The sequence below is a fragment of the Emticicia sp. C21 genome, from assembly GCF_003418935.1.
GTDB lineage: Bacteria > Bacteroidota > Bacteroidia > Cytophagales > Spirosomataceae > Emticicia.
Window position 1 is genome coordinate 120049 of sequence record NZ_QVMT01000005.1, and the last position, 20828, is coordinate 140876.

A 20828-nucleotide genomic window follows, 5' to 3' on the forward strand; every position below is an offset into this window, starting at 1 on the left:
ATGAACATCAGACTTTCACATTACTTTTACTTAATTACTTTCTTTTTTTTCAACCTATCGGTTTCTTCGGTCGCACAGAATCCGCCTAATAGATACATTGTTCATGGGGTTCTGAATCTTGAGCCGGGAATGAATCATGGTATAAGTGCCATGAATAAAATGGTCAGTGCCGGGTGCAATGCCGTAGCGTTAACGGTGATGTGGGATAGAATCTATCCAAAAGCTGATTCTAAAGGTGACTGGGCACAGATAGATAATCAGATAAATTATGTAGTAAATACGCTTCGCGTAAAACTGATTATAAGAATCCACCTAGGCAGGCATATTGCCTTTACACCCGGTTTCTGGGCCGCAGAAGAGGCGGTATCTGACTTTAAAGGAAAACCCCTGACTTATTATTACGACAATAACCATTTTAGTTTTGCACATCAACCGTCTATCCAAAAGGCGGCAGGCTTTGTAAAGGAGGTTTGCCAACGCTACAAAGATTTACAATCACGCGGACAAATACTTTTTATCTCAGTTGTAAATACGCCACAGCAGGAGCTAGGGTATGCCTATGAGAACCAACAATATCCGAATCCCTCTTACTTTGCCGTTTTTGACCATTCTAAGTGGTCGATGATTAAATGGAAAGACTGGGCTAAAACTAAGTATCAGACTATCCGTACCCTAAACAGCTATTGGGGTACTAATTATAAACAATTTCTGGAAGTAGAACCCTATGTAAACTGGTTTAATACCAAAGACTCTTTCAGAGGTTTAAGAGGAAAAGACTGGTATCTTTTCCGGCATCAATTGCTCAAAAGCCATATAGACCAGATGTCGGATGCCGTGAAATCGGTTGACCCTACCTACAAAGTGGCTTGTGAGTTTGGAGGGATAGCCGACAATCTATCATTATTGAGGGGTACATTTGCTTTTAAAAGTCTGACTGAAAAAGCAGATATTCTTAAAACTTCGGTTGATGCTTTTCAGGGCGATGGGATTCAGGGAGATTTAGTGATAAGTAATTTAAGATCAGGGCAGAAATTTTATACAGAAATCGCACACTTTGATCAACCTACGCCAGAGTCGCTGCGAAACTATGTAGACAGAGCCATTGAATATGGGTGCGAGGTTGTGATGCTGTATGTTGATTATGATAATGGTAAAGACGTTGAGAAAATACTACCCGCTGTACAAGAGGGAGTTTACTGGAAAGACAAGCCAAGCCCTCCGATCGTATTTGCCGACTCTATGAAATACCGACTTTCGCAGCTTATAGATAATCGTGAGGCAGTGGTAGAAGATTGGCGGATAAGGTCTAATAATGGGAAGAAGAAAATCAAGATTATTTATGATGAAGATCTGGTTCATGAAAAACAGGTAATTGACAATCCGTTACCTGATATTCCAGACCCTGGCCCAGATCCTGACCCAGGCCCCGGACCCGGACCTGTAACGCCTCCCGATCCTCCAAAGCCCCCTGTGCAGGAGGGACCTAATGAAGTTCCGATTGAAAATTTTAAAGACTTTACCCAACAAATTGTTGTCAATCAGCCTTTTGTTTTCAGAATACCTGAAAATTTGTATATCGATCCTGATGGATACATTGCCTATATCGAAATAACTGAAGCGCCTAGATGGGTTAATTTCAATAAATTCGAGTTTAGTTTTTATGGTAAAGCTCCCTCTCTTGGCAAAACCAGAATCAAACTGAAAATTTATGATAATAAAGGCGCAAGCCTTGAGTCTGTGATGTATATTGAAAGTATTCCTCCGGCCATTGATTTTGAATTGATTAAAGCAGATTATTTCGATGTTCCGATAGAGGGTTGGGGACTTCTTCAAAATAACAGAAACTTGTATTTAGAAGATTTACCTAAAAAACTGAATGTATTGGCCCGATGCAATTTAGACTCCGTGAAGTTCCATTTTGAGTTAACAGGCCCCTATAAATTCAAAAATATCTCTGAGCGACCGCCTTACAATCTATTTGGCGAGGGTAGAGGCTTAGAGTTTCCTGTGGGTAGTTATACATTAAAAGCCAATGCTTACCAAAAGGATACATTGATTACTTTCAAGACTGTTACCTTTAATGTGAAATACTCAACTGATTCGTCGCAGAATATTATTACTGACTGGGTAGTGTATCCAAATCCTTTTGAGAATATCTGCAATGTTAAATTGCCTTTAGAAGAAGATTATAGTGCCCTTGATTTTGTGCTTTATACCACGGCAGGTAAGCGTATAGCAATCAATAAAGAAAGTATTAAATTGGTAAACAATGTAGCTTATATCGACTTAGGAATCATTGATATTATAGCCGGAAGCTATATTCTTGAAATCAATAAAGCAGGCACACCTCTGAAACGAATCAGGGTGGTTAAGATTTAAATTGAATTGCTTTCAATAAAACAAAATGAGCGGATAGATAAGTATCCGCTCATTTTGTTTACATAGATATATTATTTAGAAAATAAGTCTTTTGCATAATAAAGAAACAAGCTCTGTATTACTCCCCATACACATGCACTTAAGAGCATATTCAACAGAATATCTCTTTTATGGTATCTGAATGCCAAAGCCAGAATTGCACCACCAATTGGGCTAAAGAGTATGGGTGTCAGAAACGAAATACCTATTAACCCAAACTTTCTTCGTACCCTTACTGCTAGTCTGTTCGAACGGGTAAATTTTTTCTTTTTCTTAGGCTCACCTCTTTGGAAAAGTCTAGTAAAAAAACTTTGTATATAATTTCCGAAAAAAGTAACCAATGCCACGGTTATCATCATGCCTACTACCGAGCAAATGGCAGTTTCAATCCATGTAATTTTCAGCGCTAAGCCTGTTAGGGGCCCGCCGAAAAATTTTATCATGCTTGCAAAAATTACTGAAAGATACTTAGCCACCTCCATTGTCTATCCTGAGTTTCCTGATAATCCCTTATCAATGTTTTGTATGGATTCTATATGCACATTAACACTTAAATTCTGTGCTTGTTTAGCAAAATAGAAAAGATATTGCAAATTTTACGAAATTTATAAATAACCAAACACCAATGAAAATAAAACTACTAATCTTAATTTTTTCTTTATTTAGCGTAACCCTAAAAGCCCAGACTACCGACCCTGATACTCTTAGACCAACGAATCTCCCCACGGTAGTAGTTCCCCCCGACAGCACAACTACTGAAGAAGAGGAAGAGGGCGAGGAAGAAGAAAAAAAAGAAGATGAGCTACAGGATGATACACCTGCTAAATTTAAATTCCGGTTGTCTGCCGATGGTACCTACACTTCTGGGAATATCAACCGCGCCTTTATGCAGCTAGCGTCAGGTATCGACTGGAATTTAAGCAAGGTTCTGAAGTTTTCGAGTAGCCCGTCTTTTATCTATGGTCAACAGAATAAACAATTAAACGAGCGAGAGATTTTCGCTGACTTCCGAACGACCGTACTTCCTGAAAATCACCTTTATTATTTAGGTTTTGGTTCTTTTGAAAGAAGTAACCTCCGTAAAATAGGCAATCGTTTAATAGCGGCAGGGGGGTTAGGCTTCAAACTGATAGATAAGGGAGTGTACTATTTGTCTGTTACCAATGTACTTTTATATGAATGGACTGATTTCATTAATAATAAAGATATTGCAGATAAAAATTTATGGCGTAACTCTACCCGATTCTTTGGTGAGTATACATTAAATGAGGGCAAAATTTATATCTCGCATATCTTGTTTTTACAACCGGCTATTACTGAGAAAAACTTCCGCTGGAATGGAAATCTGAGTATACGTTATCAGATTACCAAGCGCACGGGTATCAGAAGCACGATGGAAAACTCGTATGAAAGTGTAGTGGTGAGCGGCCGCAAAAACAACGATTTTCGCTGGACATTCGGTGTGGTATTTGAGTTCAGAAAATAATCACTTCCAATCCCTGTTTATTATTAGAATTTTATAAGATACCACAAATCTATAAACACTTTATTCTGGCGCTTGTTTAGCAATAGTATTACAATTTGTGACTAAAAATAAACAAGCGCCATGAAACCTCATTTCATCATCTTCATTTTTCCACTATTTAGCGTAGCCGTCAAAGCCCAGACGCCTAAATCAGATACGCTGAGGCCTCAAAATCTTCCCCCGATTCAGACCCCTCCGGACAGTACAAATGCAAAACAAGAAAACAAAGGTAAGCCTCAGGATAGCACGATAGTCAAATTCAAATCACGCTTATCGGCTGATGGTACTTATACTTCTGGTAATGTAGATCGCGCTTTGATTCAACTGGCATCGGGTCTTGATTGGAATATAAGCAAAATATTGAATTTGTCGAGTAGTCAATCATTTACTTATGGCCAGCAAAATAAGCTCTTGAGTGAAAGGGAGTTTTTTATCGATGCCCGAGGGACAATTCTACCCGAGAAAACACTTTATAGTCTTGGTTTCACTTCCTATGAAAAAAGCAATCTGCGGCTAATTCATAACCGTTTTATCTGGGCAGCAGGCTTAGGTTTAAAACTGATTCAAAAGAAGAATGCCTATCTGTCGGTTACGAATGTAGTTCTTTATGAATGGACAGATTTTATAGTGAATAATGAATTTCCTGATAAAGATCTCTGGCGTAATTCTACCCGCATTCAAGGGGAATATACTGTGGACGGAGGAAAGTTATTTATCTCGCACATGTTACTTTTCCAACCTGGTTTTACACAGAAGAACCTTCGGTGGAATGGCAACCTGACCTTTCGCTATCAGATAACCAAACGAACAGGTATCAGAAGTACTATCGAAAATTCTTATGAAAGCGTAGTAGTAGAAGGGAGGAAGAACAACGATTTCCGTTTGACATTCGGCGTTGAATTTGAAAATAAATTTATTTTTGATTTCACTGATACTTTTAAAAAGTATATTACTTTTTAATGTAAAATAAAAGAAAAAAGCACCTGATAATCAGGTGCTTTTTTCAGATACTTCTAAATATTAATTCAAAGTAGCTAATGCTGCTTTTACTCTGTTCATTGCTTCAATTAATGCTTCATCAGAAGCCGCTGTTGAAATTCTCAAACAGTTAGGTGCTCCGAAAGAACCACCACCAACCATGGCTACATGTGCAGTTTCTAATAACCACATACATAGTTGGTCTGCATCTTTGATAATTACATTACCATCTGATTTTCCGAAATAGAAACTGATATCAGGGAAAGCGTAGAATGCGCCATCAGGAACATTTACTTTCACACCAGGAATATCTCTCAATAGGTTAATTACTAAATCTCTGCGACGTAAATAAGCCAGTTTCATCATTTCCGGTGCGGACATATCTTCCCATGCTACAACCGCTCCACGTTGCGAAATAGAGCTTGTACCAGATGTTACCTGACCTTGTAGTTTCTCAACGCCATCAGCTATCCATTTAGCGGCTGCAATAAACCCTAAACGCCAGCCGGTCATGGCAAATCCTTTTGCAAAACCATTGACAGTAATTACTCTGTCTTTGATTTCAGGAATTGAGCCAATGCTGAAATGACCTTCTTGCGTAAAGTTGATGTATTCGTAGATTTCATCCGCTAATATAAAAACGTTCTCGTGGTATTTAATTACTTCCGCTAGTGCTCTTAGTTCAGCTTCGCTATAAACAGAGCCGGTAGGGTTGTTTGGCGATGCGTACATCACTACTTTCGTGCGGTCAGTGATAGCTGCTTCTAATTGCTCAGGTGTTACTTTGAAATCGTTTTCAAAAGAACCCTCAACAATTACAGATTTACCATCTGCCAACTTTACCATTTCAGAATAGCTTACCCAGTAAGGTGCAAGAATAACAACCTCATCACCCGGATTTACTAGACATTGTATTACGTTTGCTAATGAATGTTTTGCTCCTGTAGAAACAACGATGTTTTCAGGTTTCCAATCCAGATTATTTTCACGCTTGAGCTTGTCTGCGATTGCCTTGCGGAGTTCTGGAATACCTGCTACTGGTGTGTAGTGGTGGAAACCGTTGTCGATGGCTGCCTTGGCAGCATCACAAATATGCTTTGGAGTTTTGAAATCTGGCTCTCCGACAGATAAATTAATGACTTTATGCCCCTGCGCGGCTAATTCGCGCGATTTTTTCGACATACCAAGCGTGGCTGATTCTTCCAACGCGTTGATTCTGTCAGCGAGTAGGTTCGCTGTTTCAACTAATGCAGACATGATTTTTTGAAATGAAAAGTATAAAATTGTTTACCTTTTAGCTATAATTCTTAGCCTGTCTATTGATAGCTAAGTACTTATCACTAAAATTCGGGTGCAAAATTAGTTCCTTTCTAAGAAAAATACCATTTTTTTCTACTCTTTTCGAAATTAATATTCTTTGCACTGTCTATTGTAAATGAATTTAAGGCAAATTAATACATAGTATTTTAAAAAATATTTATCTATACTTTTAATACTTTTATATTTTATTTAAAAGAAATTTTAGGTTTTTGATTGAATTTGTTTTAGATGTTTCATTCAAAAATATTATTTCTGTCATCAGTTAAATTTAATATCTTGCCCGCCGAAAATAATAGTGATTAAATAAGGTTTACCATTTAAACGTCTATTCCATCACATGGGATTATTTGACATCTTCAAAAGGAAACCATCAGAAGTACCGCCTCAAGTAGCAGCACAAGAACTTGTTCCAAATGAACCTACTCTTCAATTTGTGAATCTGTTTTATGACAACAAACCGGAAATAAATAAAGATGACATTATTTCGGAGTTAAAATTGAGATTTAAAAATGTTGATTCTCCGGAAAGTGAAGACTCGTTAGCCTTTTTCTTTCCGGAATATATAGTCAGCATTACCGATAGCTCTGTTCCTGCGCAAGGAGCGATTTTAAGTCCTGATGCTGAAGTTAATCTGGATAGATTTACAAAAGCTTTTCCGCAGTCATGGCATTGGTCTGAGATAAAAGGCGTGATGGAAAAATGTAATTTTGAAATCAACCTGACAGACCGTATGTCAAAAAATCTGGCTCATCAGGCAAGATTAGAGTTCTTTCAGAAGTTTTTATGTGCAGTAGTAACGGTTACTAAGCCTTCAGTAATTTATTTCAGAAATAGTGAAAAGTTTATAAAGCCCGATGATTTTCTTGAAGCCTGTGATAAAGAACAAGGGGATTTCTTACATGGTGCAATGAACATTCGCTTGTTTAATATAGGGGATGGAGAAGTCTTGATGGATACATTCGGCCTGCATGCCTTTGGCATAGCCGACTTCGAATGCAGATTTACCAGAAAATACGACCCGGGCGAGATAGCAGGTGTGCTAACCAATATAGCTTATTATGTTTTTGAAACTGGTGATTTAATCAGAAACGACACAACTATTCAAGGCATTGGCAAAAATCCGATCTGGAAAACCCGATATAAAGAATCAATGGCTGAGCCTAAGAGGTTGGTAGTGAATGTGATTCCGAACTGAATCTTGTGGGACGAACCGCGCGACGGTCGCATCCAGTTCACCAAAATCCGGCAGGATTTTATTAATCCCCAATGACCTGAAAATAATGACTGAACAAAAATTCTATATAAATAGTGGAACGGAAAAAATCGTTAATTTGGATACCGACCAATTCGGCAATTACATTGTCATTACAAATCAAAATACCATATTAACTAACGAATATACAATAAAGATAGATGGAGACGTAAAATATTCCATTATTCGTAAACTTAATAATGATTTTTTTCTATTAACCCATAGCCAAACAAATGGATTCAATAATGCATCTATTTTTAATTTCAATAGTCAACTTATATCTTCGTTTAATTTAGATAATGGTATAAAAGATGTCTTAATCCAACAAGATAAAATCATTATTAGCTATTTTGATAGATGGGTATTAGCAGGTAAAGGAGCAAGTGGGGCAGGTGTAGCAGTCTTTGATTTTAATGGTCAACAACTATTTGGATTTAATTCGAGTGCCATATATGGAAAAATAACAGAGTGTTATTGTATGTGTAAACATGGCACCAATAGAGTGCTACTTTATATTTACTCAAATATGAAATTTCATTTAGTAGAATTAAATATTGACACTATGCAAATAGAAATATTTGAGACCCCGACTGAGTTTGATGGAGCTTCTGCTATAGTTAGTAATACAAAAAATATCTATTTTCATTCATTATTTAAACACACATATGGCTTATTCCTTTATGACAAACTTAACAATAAAGTTAAACGTTATGGTGAATATCCATCATTTTTGAAAGGAATTAAAAATGGTGTTTTTAATTCTTTCGATGACAATGGGTTTACATTGGTTGATATAAAAGAGTAAAAGCATTCTAAACAAAAAAACTCTTCCCACCCAACGACAGGAAGAGTTTTTGCATATCAGCCAAAACTACTGATTCTTCTTAGCCAATTTATCCTTAAACACCTTCTCAAATTTTTCTACTTTAGGTCTTACTACCAATTGGCAATAAGGTTGGGTACCGTTCAGGTTATAGTAATCCTGGTGATAGTTTTCAGCTTTGTAGAAAGTCTGAGCAGGTTCAATGGCCGTTACGATAGGGGAATTGAAAATACCTGCTGTATTTAACTCGGCTTTATATTTCTCTGCCAATGCTTTTTGTTTGTCGTCATGATAGAAAACTACTGAACGGTATTGCGTACCAACATCATTTCCCTGACGGTTCAAAGTAGTAGGGTCGTGGGTTTTCCAGAAAACTTCCAGTAGTTCTTCAAAAGATATTTTCTGAGGATTATAAGTAATCTCGGTAACCTCGACGTGTCCAGTCAAACCTGAACATACTTCTTTATAAGTTGGGTTTTTACTTGCGCCACCCATGTATCCCGACTCCACTTTAGTAACTCCTTCTAATCTTTGAAATACCGCTTCTACACACCAGAAGCATCCGGCACCGAAAGTGGCAACAGCTTTATCTTGTCCTGTTTCTTGATTCATTATCGTTTCTTTTTTGTTGAATTTGTAACCTGATAGGGCAATGACACCAATGGCGGCCCCCAATAAAATGATTGATTGTATCTTCATTAGTTTAACAAAATTTCTTGATTGAACGTTTTATTGAATAAACGAATTATTAACGATTTGAGTTTGCTTATCGTATCTTTTACTCAATTACGCAATTTATAAATTTCTTATTAAAAACAATCGCCTATATTTAGCAGAAGTTTTTTAATGCTATCTATGCCTAATTATTTTGACACCCATGAAAAAAATTGACGTTGATGATTTTGTATTTGATGGAAAAGGAAAGTTTTCGATTAGTGATACTAAAACGAAAATTAAAGATTTTTATGAAGATAAAGAAGATTATGAAACTGCTTTAGCCGACCTGAATAAGCAGATGGATGAGTTGCAAAGTATGATGTATGCTCATAATCGCTATGGTCTTTTGGTCATATTTCAGGCAATGGATGCGGCCGGAAAAGACGGAACTTTGAAAGCAGTTTTCTCAGGCGTGAATCCCCAGGGGTTGAATGTGTACTCTTTCAAGCGCCCATCTGATTTAGAGTTGGAGCATGATTTCTTATGGCGCACGGTCTTGCAATTGCCTCATAGGGGAAGCATCACCGTTTTCAATCGTTCCTATTATGAAGAGGTTTTGGTAGTAAAAGTTCACCCCGAAATTGTAACAAATAGTCAACGGCTGCCGTTAGAATTGACTGACGATATGGAGAAGCTCTGGAAAAATCGTTATGAAGATATAACTAACTTAGAGACGTATCTTCATCGCAACGGAATCAGGGTTGTAAAGTTTTTTCTCAACGTTTCAAAAGAGGAGCAAGCCGAAAGATTAATAGAGCGAATACAGGATCCAACCAAAAACTGGAAGTTCGATGAGCAGGATGTAAAGGAGAGAGGCTTCTGGAACGATTACCAACAGGCATACGAAGATCTGATTAATGAGACCTCGACTCATAAGTGTCCCTGGCATATTATCCCGGCAGATGATAAGAAAAATATGCGCCTGATAGTGGCCAAGACTATAGTGAATGAACTGAAAAAGTTAAATATGAGTTATCCTGAATCGGATGCAGAGCGCCATAAAGAGTTAAAAAGCCTGATTCAAATCATCGAATCGCAATAATTTAAACATGCGCTATAAAATCTAATATTTAACAAAATACGATATAATTAGACCCTAAAATCGACTTTTTAGTGTAAATTAACAAAGTATTAATACCTCTGAAAGACAGTTTTAGGTTTATTTTTTAAATTTGTAATAATATTCAGGACGCAGGAAAACCTTTTGCGTCCCTTTCTTATTTATAAAACTCTGAAAGGTGGAAGTAAAAGACTTATTAAAAATCTATAGTGAAGACGCTTTTATTCGTACGGCTATTGAAAGCGTAAAGACGAGTTCTGCCATACAACTGAAAGGTTTTGCCGGAAGTTTAGACGCCATTTTCGCCAGCGTCAATTATCAGGTTAATCCTCAACACAATCTTTTTATACTCAACGACAAGGAAGACGCGGCCTATTTTTATAACGACTTGCAAAATCTGCTCGGTGAAGAAAATGTATTCCTTTTTCCGATGTCTTATAAAAAACCTTATCAATATGAGGAAATTGATAATGCAAATGTACTTCAAAGAGCCGAAATCCTTAATCAATTGAATAATGACAAGGCCAACCTCATGATTGTGACTTACCCTGAGGCACTATCAGAAAAAGTAATCAATAAGAAATCACTCATTGCGAATACCCTGCAAGTGAAAGTCGGCGAGAACTTCGACATCAATTTTATTTCAGAGTTGCTCATTGGGTATGATTTCGAAAAAGCGGACTTTGTTTATGAGCCGGGGCAGTTCTCTATCCGTGGGGGTATAGTTGATATTTTCTCTTACGCCTCTGAATATCCTTATCGTATCGAACTTTTTGGCGATGAAATTGATAGTATCCGTTTATTTAACCCTGAATCTCAATTATCGATGCAAGCGGTTAACCAAATCAACATTATACCCGATGTTCAGAGCAAGTTAACCCAGGAAACAAGAGAGACTTTTTTCAATTTCATTCGCAATACGAGTAATATATGGATAAAAGACGCAAGTTATACTTTTGATGCCATTGACGATTGTTTTAAAGTGGTAGAGCAACATTTTCAGGAAATTGTGGGTAGAAGCGGAGGTATAAAAGTCATTGAAAATCCTGAGGCTTTGTTTGAAACCCGCCGAGGCTTTCAGAATGAACTCAAAAAATTTAAAATCATAGAATTCGGTACAAAGAGCTACTATAAAGATGCTGAAAAATTAACTTTCCAGAGTAAAAGTCAACCCTCATTTAATAAAGACTTCAAGCGCCTGATTGATAATATCAAAGAAAATCAGTCGAAACATTTTACTACTATTATCTCGGCTGAATCTTTGAAACAGCTGAGTCGACTCAATGCCATTTTTGAGGAGATTGACCCCTTCACTAAATTCAATTCCTTGCAGATGTCTTTGCGTGGTGGTTTCATAGACGAGCAAACTAAAGTAGCCTTTTATACTGACCATCAAATCTTCGATCGTTACCACCGTTTCAAGGTGCGTGACAAATTCAGCAAGTCAAAGGCCTTAACGATGAAAGAGTTAAGGGCATTACAAACAGGTGATTTTGTGACACATATTGATTATGGTATCGGCCGCTTCGCAGGGCTGGAAAAAATAGTAGTAGGTGATAAAGAGCAAGAAGCCGTGAGATTGATTTATAGAGACAATGATATCCTGCTAGTAAACATTCACTCCCTACATAAGATTGCCAAATACTCAGGCAAAGAGGGTACACCTCCGGTGATGAGTAAGCTAGGTTCTGCCGAATGGGAAAATAAAAAATCAAGAGTCAAGCGACAGGTAAAAGACATTGCCAAGGAACTCATTGGCCTTTATGCCAAGCGCCGCATGGCTCCCGGTTTTGCTTTTGCAAGAGATGGTTTCATGCAAGCTGAATTGGAGTCGTCATTCTTTTATGAAGATACCCCAGACCAGGCAAAAGCCACTGCCGATGTAAAAGAAGATATGGAAAAACCGTATCCAATGGACAGATTGGTTTGTGGCGATGTTGGCTTTGGTAAAACAGAGGTGGCTATCCGTGCAGCATTCAAAGCTGTGGCTGATAGCAAGCAGGTAGCTGTTTTAGTACCGACTACCATCCTGGCTATGCAGCACCATAAAACCTTTGCCGAACGATTATCTAAGTTGCCAGTAAATGTAGACGAAATAAGCCGTTTCAGAAGTACTAAAGAGATTAATGAAACCCTTAAAAAGCTCAAAGAAGGCAAGATAGATATTCTGATAGGTACACATCGTATATTAAATAAAGATATAGAATTTAAAGATTTAGGCTTGCTTATTATTGATGAAGAGCAAAAATTTGGAGTAAAAGCCAAAGATCGTCTGAAAGAAATGAAACTGAATGTAGATGTTCTGACGCTTACTGCTACACCAATTCCCAGAACCTTACATTTCTCTTTAATGGGTGCACGAGACTTATCGGTTATTTCTACGCCTCCACCAAACCGCCAGCCCGTTACAACAGAGGTTCATGTATTTAAAGAAGAGTTTATCAGAGATGCTATCAGCTATGAATTGAAACGTGGCGGGCAGGTATATTTTGTGCATAACCGTGTAAATGATATTGAATCAATCGCTAATATTATATTACGGTTAGTGCCTGATGCGAAAATTGGTATTGCGCACGGACAAATGGAGGGAGATCGTTTGGAAAAAGTCATGATGAAATTCATTGAGGGCGACTACGACGTATTGGTTTCCACGAACATCATTGAATCTGGTTTGGATATTCCGAATGCGAATACCATTATTATAAATCAGGCACAAAACTTTGGTATGTCAGATTTGCACCAGATGCGCGGTAGGGTAGGGCGTTCGAATCGTAAAGCTTTCTGTTATTTATTAACTCCACCAATATCTGTTTTATCAAGCGATGGACGTAAACGTCTACAAACCTTAGAAGAATTCTCAGATTTAGGTGATGGTTTCAAGGTTTCTATGCGAGATCTGGATATCAGAGGGGCCGGAAATTTATTAGGCTCAGAACAAAGTGGGTTTATAAATGACTTAGGCTATGAGACTTACCACAAGATTCTGGATGAAGCCGTGCAGGAATTGAAAGAAAATGAGTTTAAGGACTTATTTATGAAAGAAATGAACGGCTCTTCAGCTGGTTTACATTTACCAGATTGCCAGATTGAGACTGATTTACAAATTATCATTCCAGAAAATTATGTGAGTAATATCTCTGAAAGGCTTTCGTTATATAATCAATTAGATAATATTGATAAGGAAGGAGAACTACGGGAATTCCAGAAATCTATTATCGACAGGTTCGGTCCGATGCCACAGGAAGTAGAAAATTTAGTTAAAATGGTGAGAATCAGATGGAAAGCAGAGCAATTAGGATTTGAAAAATTAACTTTAAAAAACAATATCCTAAAATGCTTCTTCGTTTCTTCAGAGAAAACCGAATATTTTCAGGCAGATAAGTTTGGCAGAATTCTTGATTATATCAAAAATAATCCAAAAAGGTGTTCGCTAAAGGAAATTAAATCTAAGCTTCTTCTTACTGTTGAAAATACGCAAAGTATCGACGATTTAGATAAATTATTGAGTGGATTTGTCGGGAAAGACTAACCTTTCTATATTATTGATTCTTAAGACATTAAGATATTTACATCAAATAACCTATTTTTGCAAAACGAATTCTATTAACAAAAATCATTCCGAAAATGAAAAGAATACTTTTTAGTTCGATTACGGGTGCGTTGGCTTTTGCGCTTATCCTGAGTGGCTGTTCGAGCAAAAAAAGAACGAGTATCGACCCGGGTCGCAGCAGTACCGCTACCGGGATTGCCTATTCTAAAGACAACAAAGGTAAAAAACCTAAAAAAGGTCAGCCTGCACAAGCTGACGGTTTTCAGGTAAATGCTTTTAAAGGTCAGCCTGCAGGTCCAAACCTTGTTTATATTGAGGGTGGACGTTTTACGATGGGAACTGTGGAAGAGGATGTGACCTTTGCACGTGATAACCTGGAAAGAACTGTAACCGTTTCTTCTTTCTATATGGACGAAACTGAAATTACTAATCTACACTGGCTGGAGTATTTACATGGTATTCAAAAGGATTCGTCGCAGGAATTTTATGAAACAGCATTACCTGATACATTGGTTTGGATGAATAAACTTTCGTTCAATGACCAATTTACAGAGCAATATTTACGTTACCCTGGCTTCAGATTGTATCCGGTAGTAGGTGTTTCATGGGTACAAGCCTCTGATTATTGCAAATGGAGAACTGGTGCTGTAAATGGTGAAATGGCTGTTCGTTTTGGTCCTAAAGCAAAAACATCTAAAAAAGACAGAAGTGCGCCAACTACCGAAGCTCCACAAGCTAAAGCAGGTGGTCGTTTAGCTATTGAATCTGGTAATGTATTACCTGGCTATCGTCTTCCAACAGAAGCTGAGTGGGAATATGCTGCTAAAGCCATGATTGGAACACAATATATGGACGAAAACCAGTCGAGCCAACGTATTTATCCTTGGGATGGTTCTTCTATGCGTAAGCCTAAAGGTGGCCAGAAAGGAACGATGTTAGCTAACTTCAAACGTGGTCGTGGTGACTTTGCTGGTATTGCCGGACACCAAAATGATGGTGGTATCATCACAATGGAGGTTTACGAATTCCCTGCTAACGACTTTGGTCTTTACAATATGGGTGGAAACGTAAATGAGTGGGTATATGACTTATATCGTCCGAACTCATTCCAGGATATGAACGATTTGAACCCGATCCGTCGTAGCGATTATCTTGATGAAGAAAATCTTTATGACAAAAAGAACTTTAACTCTTTAGTAGACAACAAATTACGCGTTTACAAAGGTGGTTCTTGGAACGATGTAGCCTATTGGTTATCTCCAGGTACTCGTCGTTATTTAGATCAGGATTCAGCAACAGCAACTATCGGTTTCCGTTGCGCAATGATTGCGATTGGCCCTAAAGGCAAACGCAAACTGTAAGATTCGAAATGATTTTCATAGAAAAACCCTTTCTCACGAAAGGGTTTTTTATTTTATATACTTCTCATTATATACTTCTTAGCACTTCATTCAATCGAAAAGTTTCACGCTGTTAATCAGCAATTGCAATGGTTATCACTGAAATTTCACTACAGCCATTATCCAGTAAAGTCGTAGCAAAAGATTCAATCGTTGAACCTGTCGTTAAAACATCGTCTATAATCGCAATACGCTTGCCCTTGATTTTCTCCTTATCAGTTAGTTCAAAAGCATCTTTTACATTCATAAAGCGCTCAAAACGGCTCTTTTTAGTCTGTGTTTCAGTATTGACTACTTTTCTGGCGATTGTAACGTCATAAGGCACTTCTAAGGCGTTAGAAAGCCCTTCTGCAATACAATTGGCCTGGTTATAACCTCTTTGCTTTTCTTTCTCTATATGAAGCGGCACGCCAATGATTAAGTCTATATGCTTATCAAAATCAGCGGCTTTTAATTCTTGTCCGTACAATTCTCCTAAAAGAACTCCTAATTCAGGTTTATTTTTATATTTTAGTTGGTGTAACAGGTATTGAACTTTGCTTTTTTTCGAAAATCTGAGATAAGCTATGGTATGTGAAACAGTTATTTTACCCCAGAATCTCCTTTCGATTAATTCGTCCGTTTGCAAATGGCTATTTGTTCTGGGCAAATTAACCAGACATTGCGTACAAATCAGTTTTTCTCCTCCTAAAAGCGGTTCTCCACAGGCGTCACAGGTTTTAGGATAGATTATATCTACTAAATGATTGAGCCAATTCATACGCTTTCATTAAGTTTGTATATAAAAAATTTGAGAATGGTAGAAGACGACAAATTAAAAGAAAACTGGCAAACATTATTATTATTTCTGAAACAAAATCTCGGAAAGAAACCTGTTGATTTAAATGGTGTATTATTTGTAATAGGTGTACAAGAACTAGGGCAGGGAAAAAAATTCTTTACAAAAGAAGAAAAACAGGATCTCATGCATATAGCAATTTGTAAGGTTTTAAGCTATGGTGGATATTATGAGTTAGAAGGCATAGACGAAGCTGGTTGGCCTCATTGGAAATTGGTGAAACCTTTACCGAGTTTTGATTTATTATCGCAGGAAAAATTACTTAAACACTTTGTTATAGAATATTTCAGAAAAGAAATCGGACTACACGTATGAAAATCATTAGCTACAATGTGAATGGCATTCGTGCCGCCATCAAAAAAGGATTATTAGAGTGGCTTAAAAACCATCAACCTGACGCTATTTGTCTTCAGGAAATTAAATTATCAGAAACCGAAGTAGTTGAAGACGATTTTAAAGCCTTAGGGTATCATTGCTATTGGTATCCCGCTCAAAAACGAGGCTACAGCGGAGTGGCTATCCTTACTAAGGTAAAACCAAACCATGTTCAGTATGGAATGGGTATTAAAGAATATGATTTTGAGGGTAGAATGATTAGAGCGGATTTTGATAATTTCTCGCTGGTTTGTACTTATTTCCCCTCAGGTACGTCAGGTGACGAACGTCAGGGAATAAAAATGAAATTCGTAGAAGATTTTTTCGTTTATATTGAAAAACTCCGTAAAACTATACCCAACCTTGTATTGAGCGGAGACGTAAATATCTGTCATCAGGAGATAGATATCCATAATCCTAAGGCCAATGCAAAATCGTCTGGCTTTTTGCCTGAAGAACGGGCATGGGTTGGCAGGCTTATTGATGAAGGTTATATTGATACTTTCAGGTTTTTTAATAAGAGCCCTCATAATTATACCTGGTGGTCTTTAAGATTTGGGGCGAGAGCAAAGAATCTGGGTTGGCGTATCGATTACCATTTTGCTTCCAAACCTTTGGAGCTTAATTTAAAGAGTGCGGCCATTTATCCGGAATTACATTTTTCTGATCATTGCCCGATTGAGCTTTGTTTAGAATTTGCTTAAAAACTACCTAATAAGTTCGATTGAAGCATTTTCGTCGACAGAATAATTATTTATACCTATTGTTTCGGCTAATTAAAGTGTCTTTCCGTTAAATTAGAGTTATATTAATTCTTGGTTTTATAGAAAAAGGCTTATTACTATCTCATTACGGTTAGAATGTCTAGCCGTAATGAGATTTTGATATTAAGAATTCTTAAATTTCAGAGTTTTTAATACTGGTCTATTCAGTCTTTACCTATTGAAAAATCCTTAATCTTTTATTATACAATCATGTCAAGTTCAGTTAAAGCTCTTTTTGAGAAGATTGATGATTACAAACGTCAGTATTACAAAAACCTCCTTATTAAAGGTTCTTTGTTTACATTAGCTTTGTTATTATCCTCGTTTCTGCTACTCAATACCATTGAGTACTTTGGCCGTTTTAGCTCTGTTATCAGAGGCGCTTTACTTTTTGCATTTATAGGAATAGTGCTTTACTCACTTATTTTTTGGGTAATCAAGCCAATCCTTTATCTGATGCATTTCAATGAACCACTTACTTATGAAAAAGCAGCTAACGAAATTGGAAAGTTCTTCCCTGAGGTAGGGGACAGGCTTTTAAACACACTTCAACTAGCGCAGTTTTCTGAAAGAGAAAATGCTCTATTACAAGCGAGTATCGACCAGAAATCGCAGGATTTAAAGTTTGTCCGTTTTGCTGACGCTGTAAAATTCGGCGAAAACAAAAAGTATTTGAAATACGCGATACCTCCTTTGGTATTAGTGTTATTAATTGCGGCTGTTTCACCTAAATTTTTCAAGAATAGCACAGAAAGAATTGTGTACTTCCAGAAAGATTTCGCTGAAGAAGCTCCTTTTAAGTTTGAGATTACTAACGATGAACTAAAAGCTGTAAAAAACGAAGATTTTATACTGAATCTTAAATTAATTGGTAACGCTGTACCAGAGGCTGTTTACCTGGTAGCTAATGACAGAAAGTTCAAGATGAACTCTGCAGATAGCAAGACCTATTCATTTACATTCTCGAAAGTTCAGAACCCTGTTGATTTTCATTTTCTGGCTTCCGGCTATAAATCAAATGAATTCGAATTGGAGTTAATTAGCCGTCCTAACTTACTTTCATTTGATGTTGCTTTAAATTATCCTTCTTATCTGAATAAATCTAATGAGGCTTTTAATAATGTGGGTAATCTGGTAGTACCGGAAGGAACGACTATTCAATGGAATTTTAAAGCTGTAAATACTGATTCTTTATATTTAAGCTTTGATAGTGAGGGTAAAGTATTGGCTAAAGACGGTTTTGGCGATAATTTCTCTTATGTCAAGCGTCTAAAAAATTCGTCTTCTTACCAGATACATTTGAAGAATGAGTTTAGCTCTAATCGCGAAAATGTTGATTTCTATATCAATGTAATCCCTGACCGTTATCCACAGATTCAATTAGAACAGTTAAGGGATTCTACACTCTTTAATTATATTGTTTTAGGAGGTAATATAACTGATGACTACGGATTATCCCAATTCAAGCTTTTCTATAAGGCTATTAGAGATAATAACCAGAATCAGCCATTTGCAGAGGCAAATGTAGCATTTAATAAATCACAGGTATCTCAAAGCTTCTATTATCAAATGCCTCTGGCAGATTTACAGTTGAATCCGGGCGATAAAGTTGAGTATTATCTGCAGTTGTGGGACAATGACGGCGTAAACGGCGCAAAAAGCACTAAAACCCCTACAATGACGCTAGCACTTCCTTCGGCTAAAATGTATGATGCCGAAATAGAGAAAGCAACAGAGAAAACCGAAGATATGCTGGAGAAGCTGAACGAGAAATCGAAGAAGCTGAAAACAGAACTGACTAATCTTGAAAATCGCTTGAAAAGCAAAAAGGATTTAGACTTTCAAGAGAAGAAACAATTGGAAGAATTGATTCGTAAACGCGACGAATTAAATAATGAGTTGAAAAACTTGCAACAACAGTTCGATGAAATGCAGGAGAAGGCTAATCGTTTCCAACAACAAAGCCCGCAATTGCAGGAAAAAATGCAACAGTTGAAAAAGCTAATGAATGAGTTAATGAACGATGAAACCAATAAGATGTATGAAGAGTTGAAAAAATTGCTTGATAAGGATATGGACGAAAAGACCATTGAGCAATTGGAGAAATTGAAAAACAAAGAACGTAATATGGACAAGGAAATTGACCGTACGTTAAAACTCTTCAAACAATTACAATTGCAACAAAAGGTTGAAAAGACTGCGAAAGAATTGGAGAAATTAGCTGAGAAACAAGATAAATTGGGTGATGAAACCAAAAAAGAAGAGGAGCTAAATAAAGATAAGGAGAAAGACTCTGCCAATAAGGATAAAGAGCAAGGGAAAGATAAAGACAAGGAAAAATCTGATAAGGAAAAGTCTGACGAAAATAAAGATGGCAAGAAAGACGACTCGAAGGACGGAAAGAAGGATGATTCTAAAGATGGTAAAAAGGAAGACTCTAAGGATAATAAAGACCAGAATCAGGATGGTAATAAGGATAAAAGCGACGAGTTGAAGAAAGAGCAGGAGAAACTTTCGAAGGAGTTTGAGGATATGAAAGAGAAAATGAAAGACATTGAGCAATTGAGTAAAGACCTCAAAAAAGATTTAGACCCTCAGAAAGAAGACCAGGAAGAAATTTCCAAAGAGCAGAAGAATGCTGAAAAACAACTCGACCAGAAGCAAAATAACTCGGCTTCTAAGAGTCAGAAGAAAGCGGCTAATAAAATGAAGAAGATGGCGCAAGAAATGTCTGAATCTATGCAAAGCCAGGAGATGAAAGAAATGGATGAAGATATGGATGCCTTAAGAGCCATTTTAGAAAACCTAGTTAAGCTTTCTTTTGACCAGGAGGGCTTAATGAAAGACTTTAGAAATATGACGGTTTCAGACCCAAGATTTGTAAAACTTTCGCAAGACCAATTGAAATTACAGGATGATGCTAAAATCATCGAGGATAGCCTTTACTCATTAGCTAAGCGCGTGATGCAGATTCAATCTTTTATTACAAGAGAAGTAACCACTATGCGTAACTCAATGGATGAAAGCGTAAAGTTTATTAAGGAGCGAAAACTGAATGTAGCATCAGCTAAGCAACAGTTTGCCATGACTTCTATTAATAATCTTGCCTTAATGCTAAGTGATACGTTTAATCAGATGCAACAAATGATGGCGAATGCTATGCCAGGTAGTGGTAAGAAAGGTAAGAAAAACAAGAATCCTGGTCAAATGCCATTGGGTGAAATGCAACAGAAAATAAATGAGGGCATGGAGAAAATGGGGCAGGGGAATAAACCTGGTAGACAAATGTCGGAAGAAGCTGCCAGATTAGCTCAGGAACAAGCGAAACTCCGCAAGATGATTCAACAGTTGCAGGAAGATTTAAAGGGAACAGAAGCGGGCAAAAAACTTGGCAATGAACTGAAAGAACTTGAAAAGAAAATGGATGAGAACGAAACTGACCTGGTGAACAAACGTGTAAACCCTGAATTGATGAAACGCACCAGAGAATTGCAGACCCGTTTGCTAGAGGCAGAAAAAGCTATTAAGCAACAAGAAGAGGATCCAACGCGCCAGTCTCGTACTGCACAGCAATTTAATCGTCAAGCTCCTCCATCTATGGAAAAGTTCTTACAGGAGAAAGTAAAACAAGTGGAATTAATTAGAACAGTTCCGCCTAATTATACACCATTCTATAAGAAACAAACTGATAATTATTTCAGAAAAATCAAGTAATACTATTTATTCGTAAATTTGTAAGGGCACTCATTTGAGTGTCCTTTTTTATTTTTATAGAGAACCTTCTTTTAACTTCTGTCGTTTTATACTT

The 20828-nt window shown here is 37.2% G+C and carries 15 protein-coding genes; 11 read left to right on the forward strand and 4 right to left on the reverse strand.

Translation table 11 applies throughout. The annotated features are described in order from the left end of the window. Positions 1-2379 carry a beta-galactosidase gene (locus tag D0T08_RS13235; protein WP_116983134.1) on the forward strand — a complete coding sequence of 793 codons (2379 nt, stop codon included), beginning with the start codon at positions 1-3 and terminating at the stop codon, positions 2377-2379. Positions 2380-2450: 71 nt separating this feature from the next. On the opposite strand, the gene D0T08_RS13240 is transcribed toward D0T08_RS13235, so the two are convergent. Continuing rightward, a complete protein-coding gene (locus tag D0T08_RS13240) occupies positions 2451-2861 on the reverse strand; it encodes a small multi-drug export protein (protein ID WP_229238959.1) in 411 nt (136 codons plus the stop codon). Between the two features lie 182 nt (positions 2862-3043). Here D0T08_RS13240 and D0T08_RS13245 point away from each other — a divergent pair, with 182 nt between their 5' ends. Continuing rightward, positions 3044-3904 carry a DUF481 domain-containing protein gene (locus tag D0T08_RS13245; protein WP_116983136.1) on the forward strand — a complete coding sequence of 287 codons (861 nt, stop codon included), beginning with the start codon at positions 3044-3046 and terminating at the stop codon, positions 3902-3904. A 120-nt stretch (positions 3905-4024) separates the two neighbouring features. Further along, on the forward strand, positions 4025-4903 hold the full coding sequence (locus tag D0T08_RS13250) for a DUF481 domain-containing protein (RefSeq protein ID WP_116983137.1): 879 nt from the start codon (positions 4025-4027) through the stop codon (positions 4901-4903). A 60-nt stretch (positions 4904-4963) separates the two neighbouring features. Here D0T08_RS13250 and D0T08_RS13255 read toward each other — a convergent pair whose 3' ends face one another. Further along, positions 4964-6178 (reverse strand): pyridoxal phosphate-dependent aminotransferase, encoded by a 1215-nt coding sequence (locus D0T08_RS13255; protein ID WP_116983138.1) that lies wholly within the window; start codon positions 6176-6178, stop codon positions 4964-4966. A 400-nt stretch (positions 6179-6578) separates the two neighbouring features. Between D0T08_RS13255 and D0T08_RS13260 the strand changes: the two genes are divergently transcribed. Both D0T08_RS13260 and D0T08_RS13265 read left to right on the forward strand, forming a co-directional pair. After that, positions 6579-7436: a DUF4261 domain-containing protein gene (locus tag D0T08_RS13260; protein ID WP_116983139.1), complete on the forward strand. Its 858-nt coding sequence runs from the start codon at positions 6579-6581 to the stop codon at positions 7434-7436. 85 nt (positions 7437-7521) lie between these two features. Then, a complete protein-coding gene (locus tag D0T08_RS13265) occupies positions 7522-8298 on the forward strand; it encodes a hypothetical protein (RefSeq protein WP_116983140.1) in 777 nt (258 codons plus the stop codon). A 66-nt stretch (positions 8299-8364) separates the two neighbouring features. Here the strand turns inward: D0T08_RS13265 and msrA are convergent, their stop codons facing one another. Beyond that, a complete protein-coding gene (gene msrA, locus D0T08_RS13270; RefSeq protein ID WP_116983141.1) occupies positions 8365-9015 on the reverse strand; it encodes a peptide-methionine (S)-S-oxide reductase MsrA in 651 nt (216 codons plus the stop codon). A 178-nt stretch (positions 9016-9193) separates the two neighbouring features. Here msrA and D0T08_RS13275 point away from each other — a divergent pair, with 178 nt between their 5' ends. The 3 genes from D0T08_RS13275 to gldJ all read left to right on the forward strand — a co-directional run bounded on the left by D0T08_RS13275 (position 9194) and on the right by gldJ (position 15004). Next, positions 9194-10075: a polyphosphate kinase 2 family protein gene (locus D0T08_RS13275; protein WP_116983142.1), complete on the forward strand. Its 882-nt coding sequence runs from the start codon at positions 9194-9196 to the stop codon at positions 10073-10075. 196 nt (positions 10076-10271) lie between these two features. Continuing rightward, entirely contained in the window at positions 10272-13622 is a 3351-nt protein-coding gene (gene mfd / locus D0T08_RS13280) for a transcription-repair coupling factor (protein WP_116983143.1), read from the forward strand. A 95-nt stretch (positions 13623-13717) separates the two neighbouring features. Beyond that, a complete protein-coding gene (gene gldJ / locus D0T08_RS13285; protein ID WP_116983144.1) occupies positions 13718-15004 on the forward strand; it encodes a gliding motility lipoprotein GldJ in 1287 nt (428 codons plus the stop codon). A gap of 112 nt (positions 15005-15116) precedes the next feature. On the opposite strand, the gene D0T08_RS13290 is transcribed toward gldJ, so the two are convergent. Next, the gene (locus D0T08_RS13290; RefSeq protein WP_116983145.1) at positions 15117-15803 is read right to left on the reverse strand and encodes a ComF family protein; all 687 of its coding nucleotides are present in this window, start codon (positions 15801-15803) and stop codon (positions 15117-15119) included. Between the two features lie 36 nt (positions 15804-15839). Between D0T08_RS13290 and D0T08_RS13295 the strand changes: the two genes are divergently transcribed. The 3 genes from D0T08_RS13295 (at position 15840) to D0T08_RS13305 (ending at position 20734) form a co-directional block, all read left to right on the forward strand. Then, positions 15840-16196, forward strand: a complete 357-nt coding sequence (locus D0T08_RS13295; RefSeq protein WP_116983146.1) for a hypothetical protein — start codon at positions 15840-15842, stop codon at positions 16194-16196. After that, entirely contained in the window at positions 16193-16960 is a 768-nt protein-coding gene (locus D0T08_RS13300; RefSeq protein WP_116983147.1) for an exodeoxyribonuclease III, read from the forward strand. The genes D0T08_RS13295 and D0T08_RS13300 overlap by 4 nt, the downstream gene beginning before the upstream one ends. Before the next feature lie 270 nt (positions 16961-17230). Continuing rightward, positions 17231-20734: a DUF4175 family protein gene (locus tag D0T08_RS13305; RefSeq protein ID WP_116983148.1), complete on the forward strand. Its 3504-nt coding sequence runs from the start codon at positions 17231-17233 to the stop codon at positions 20732-20734. Positions 20735-20828: the final 94 nt, after the last annotated feature.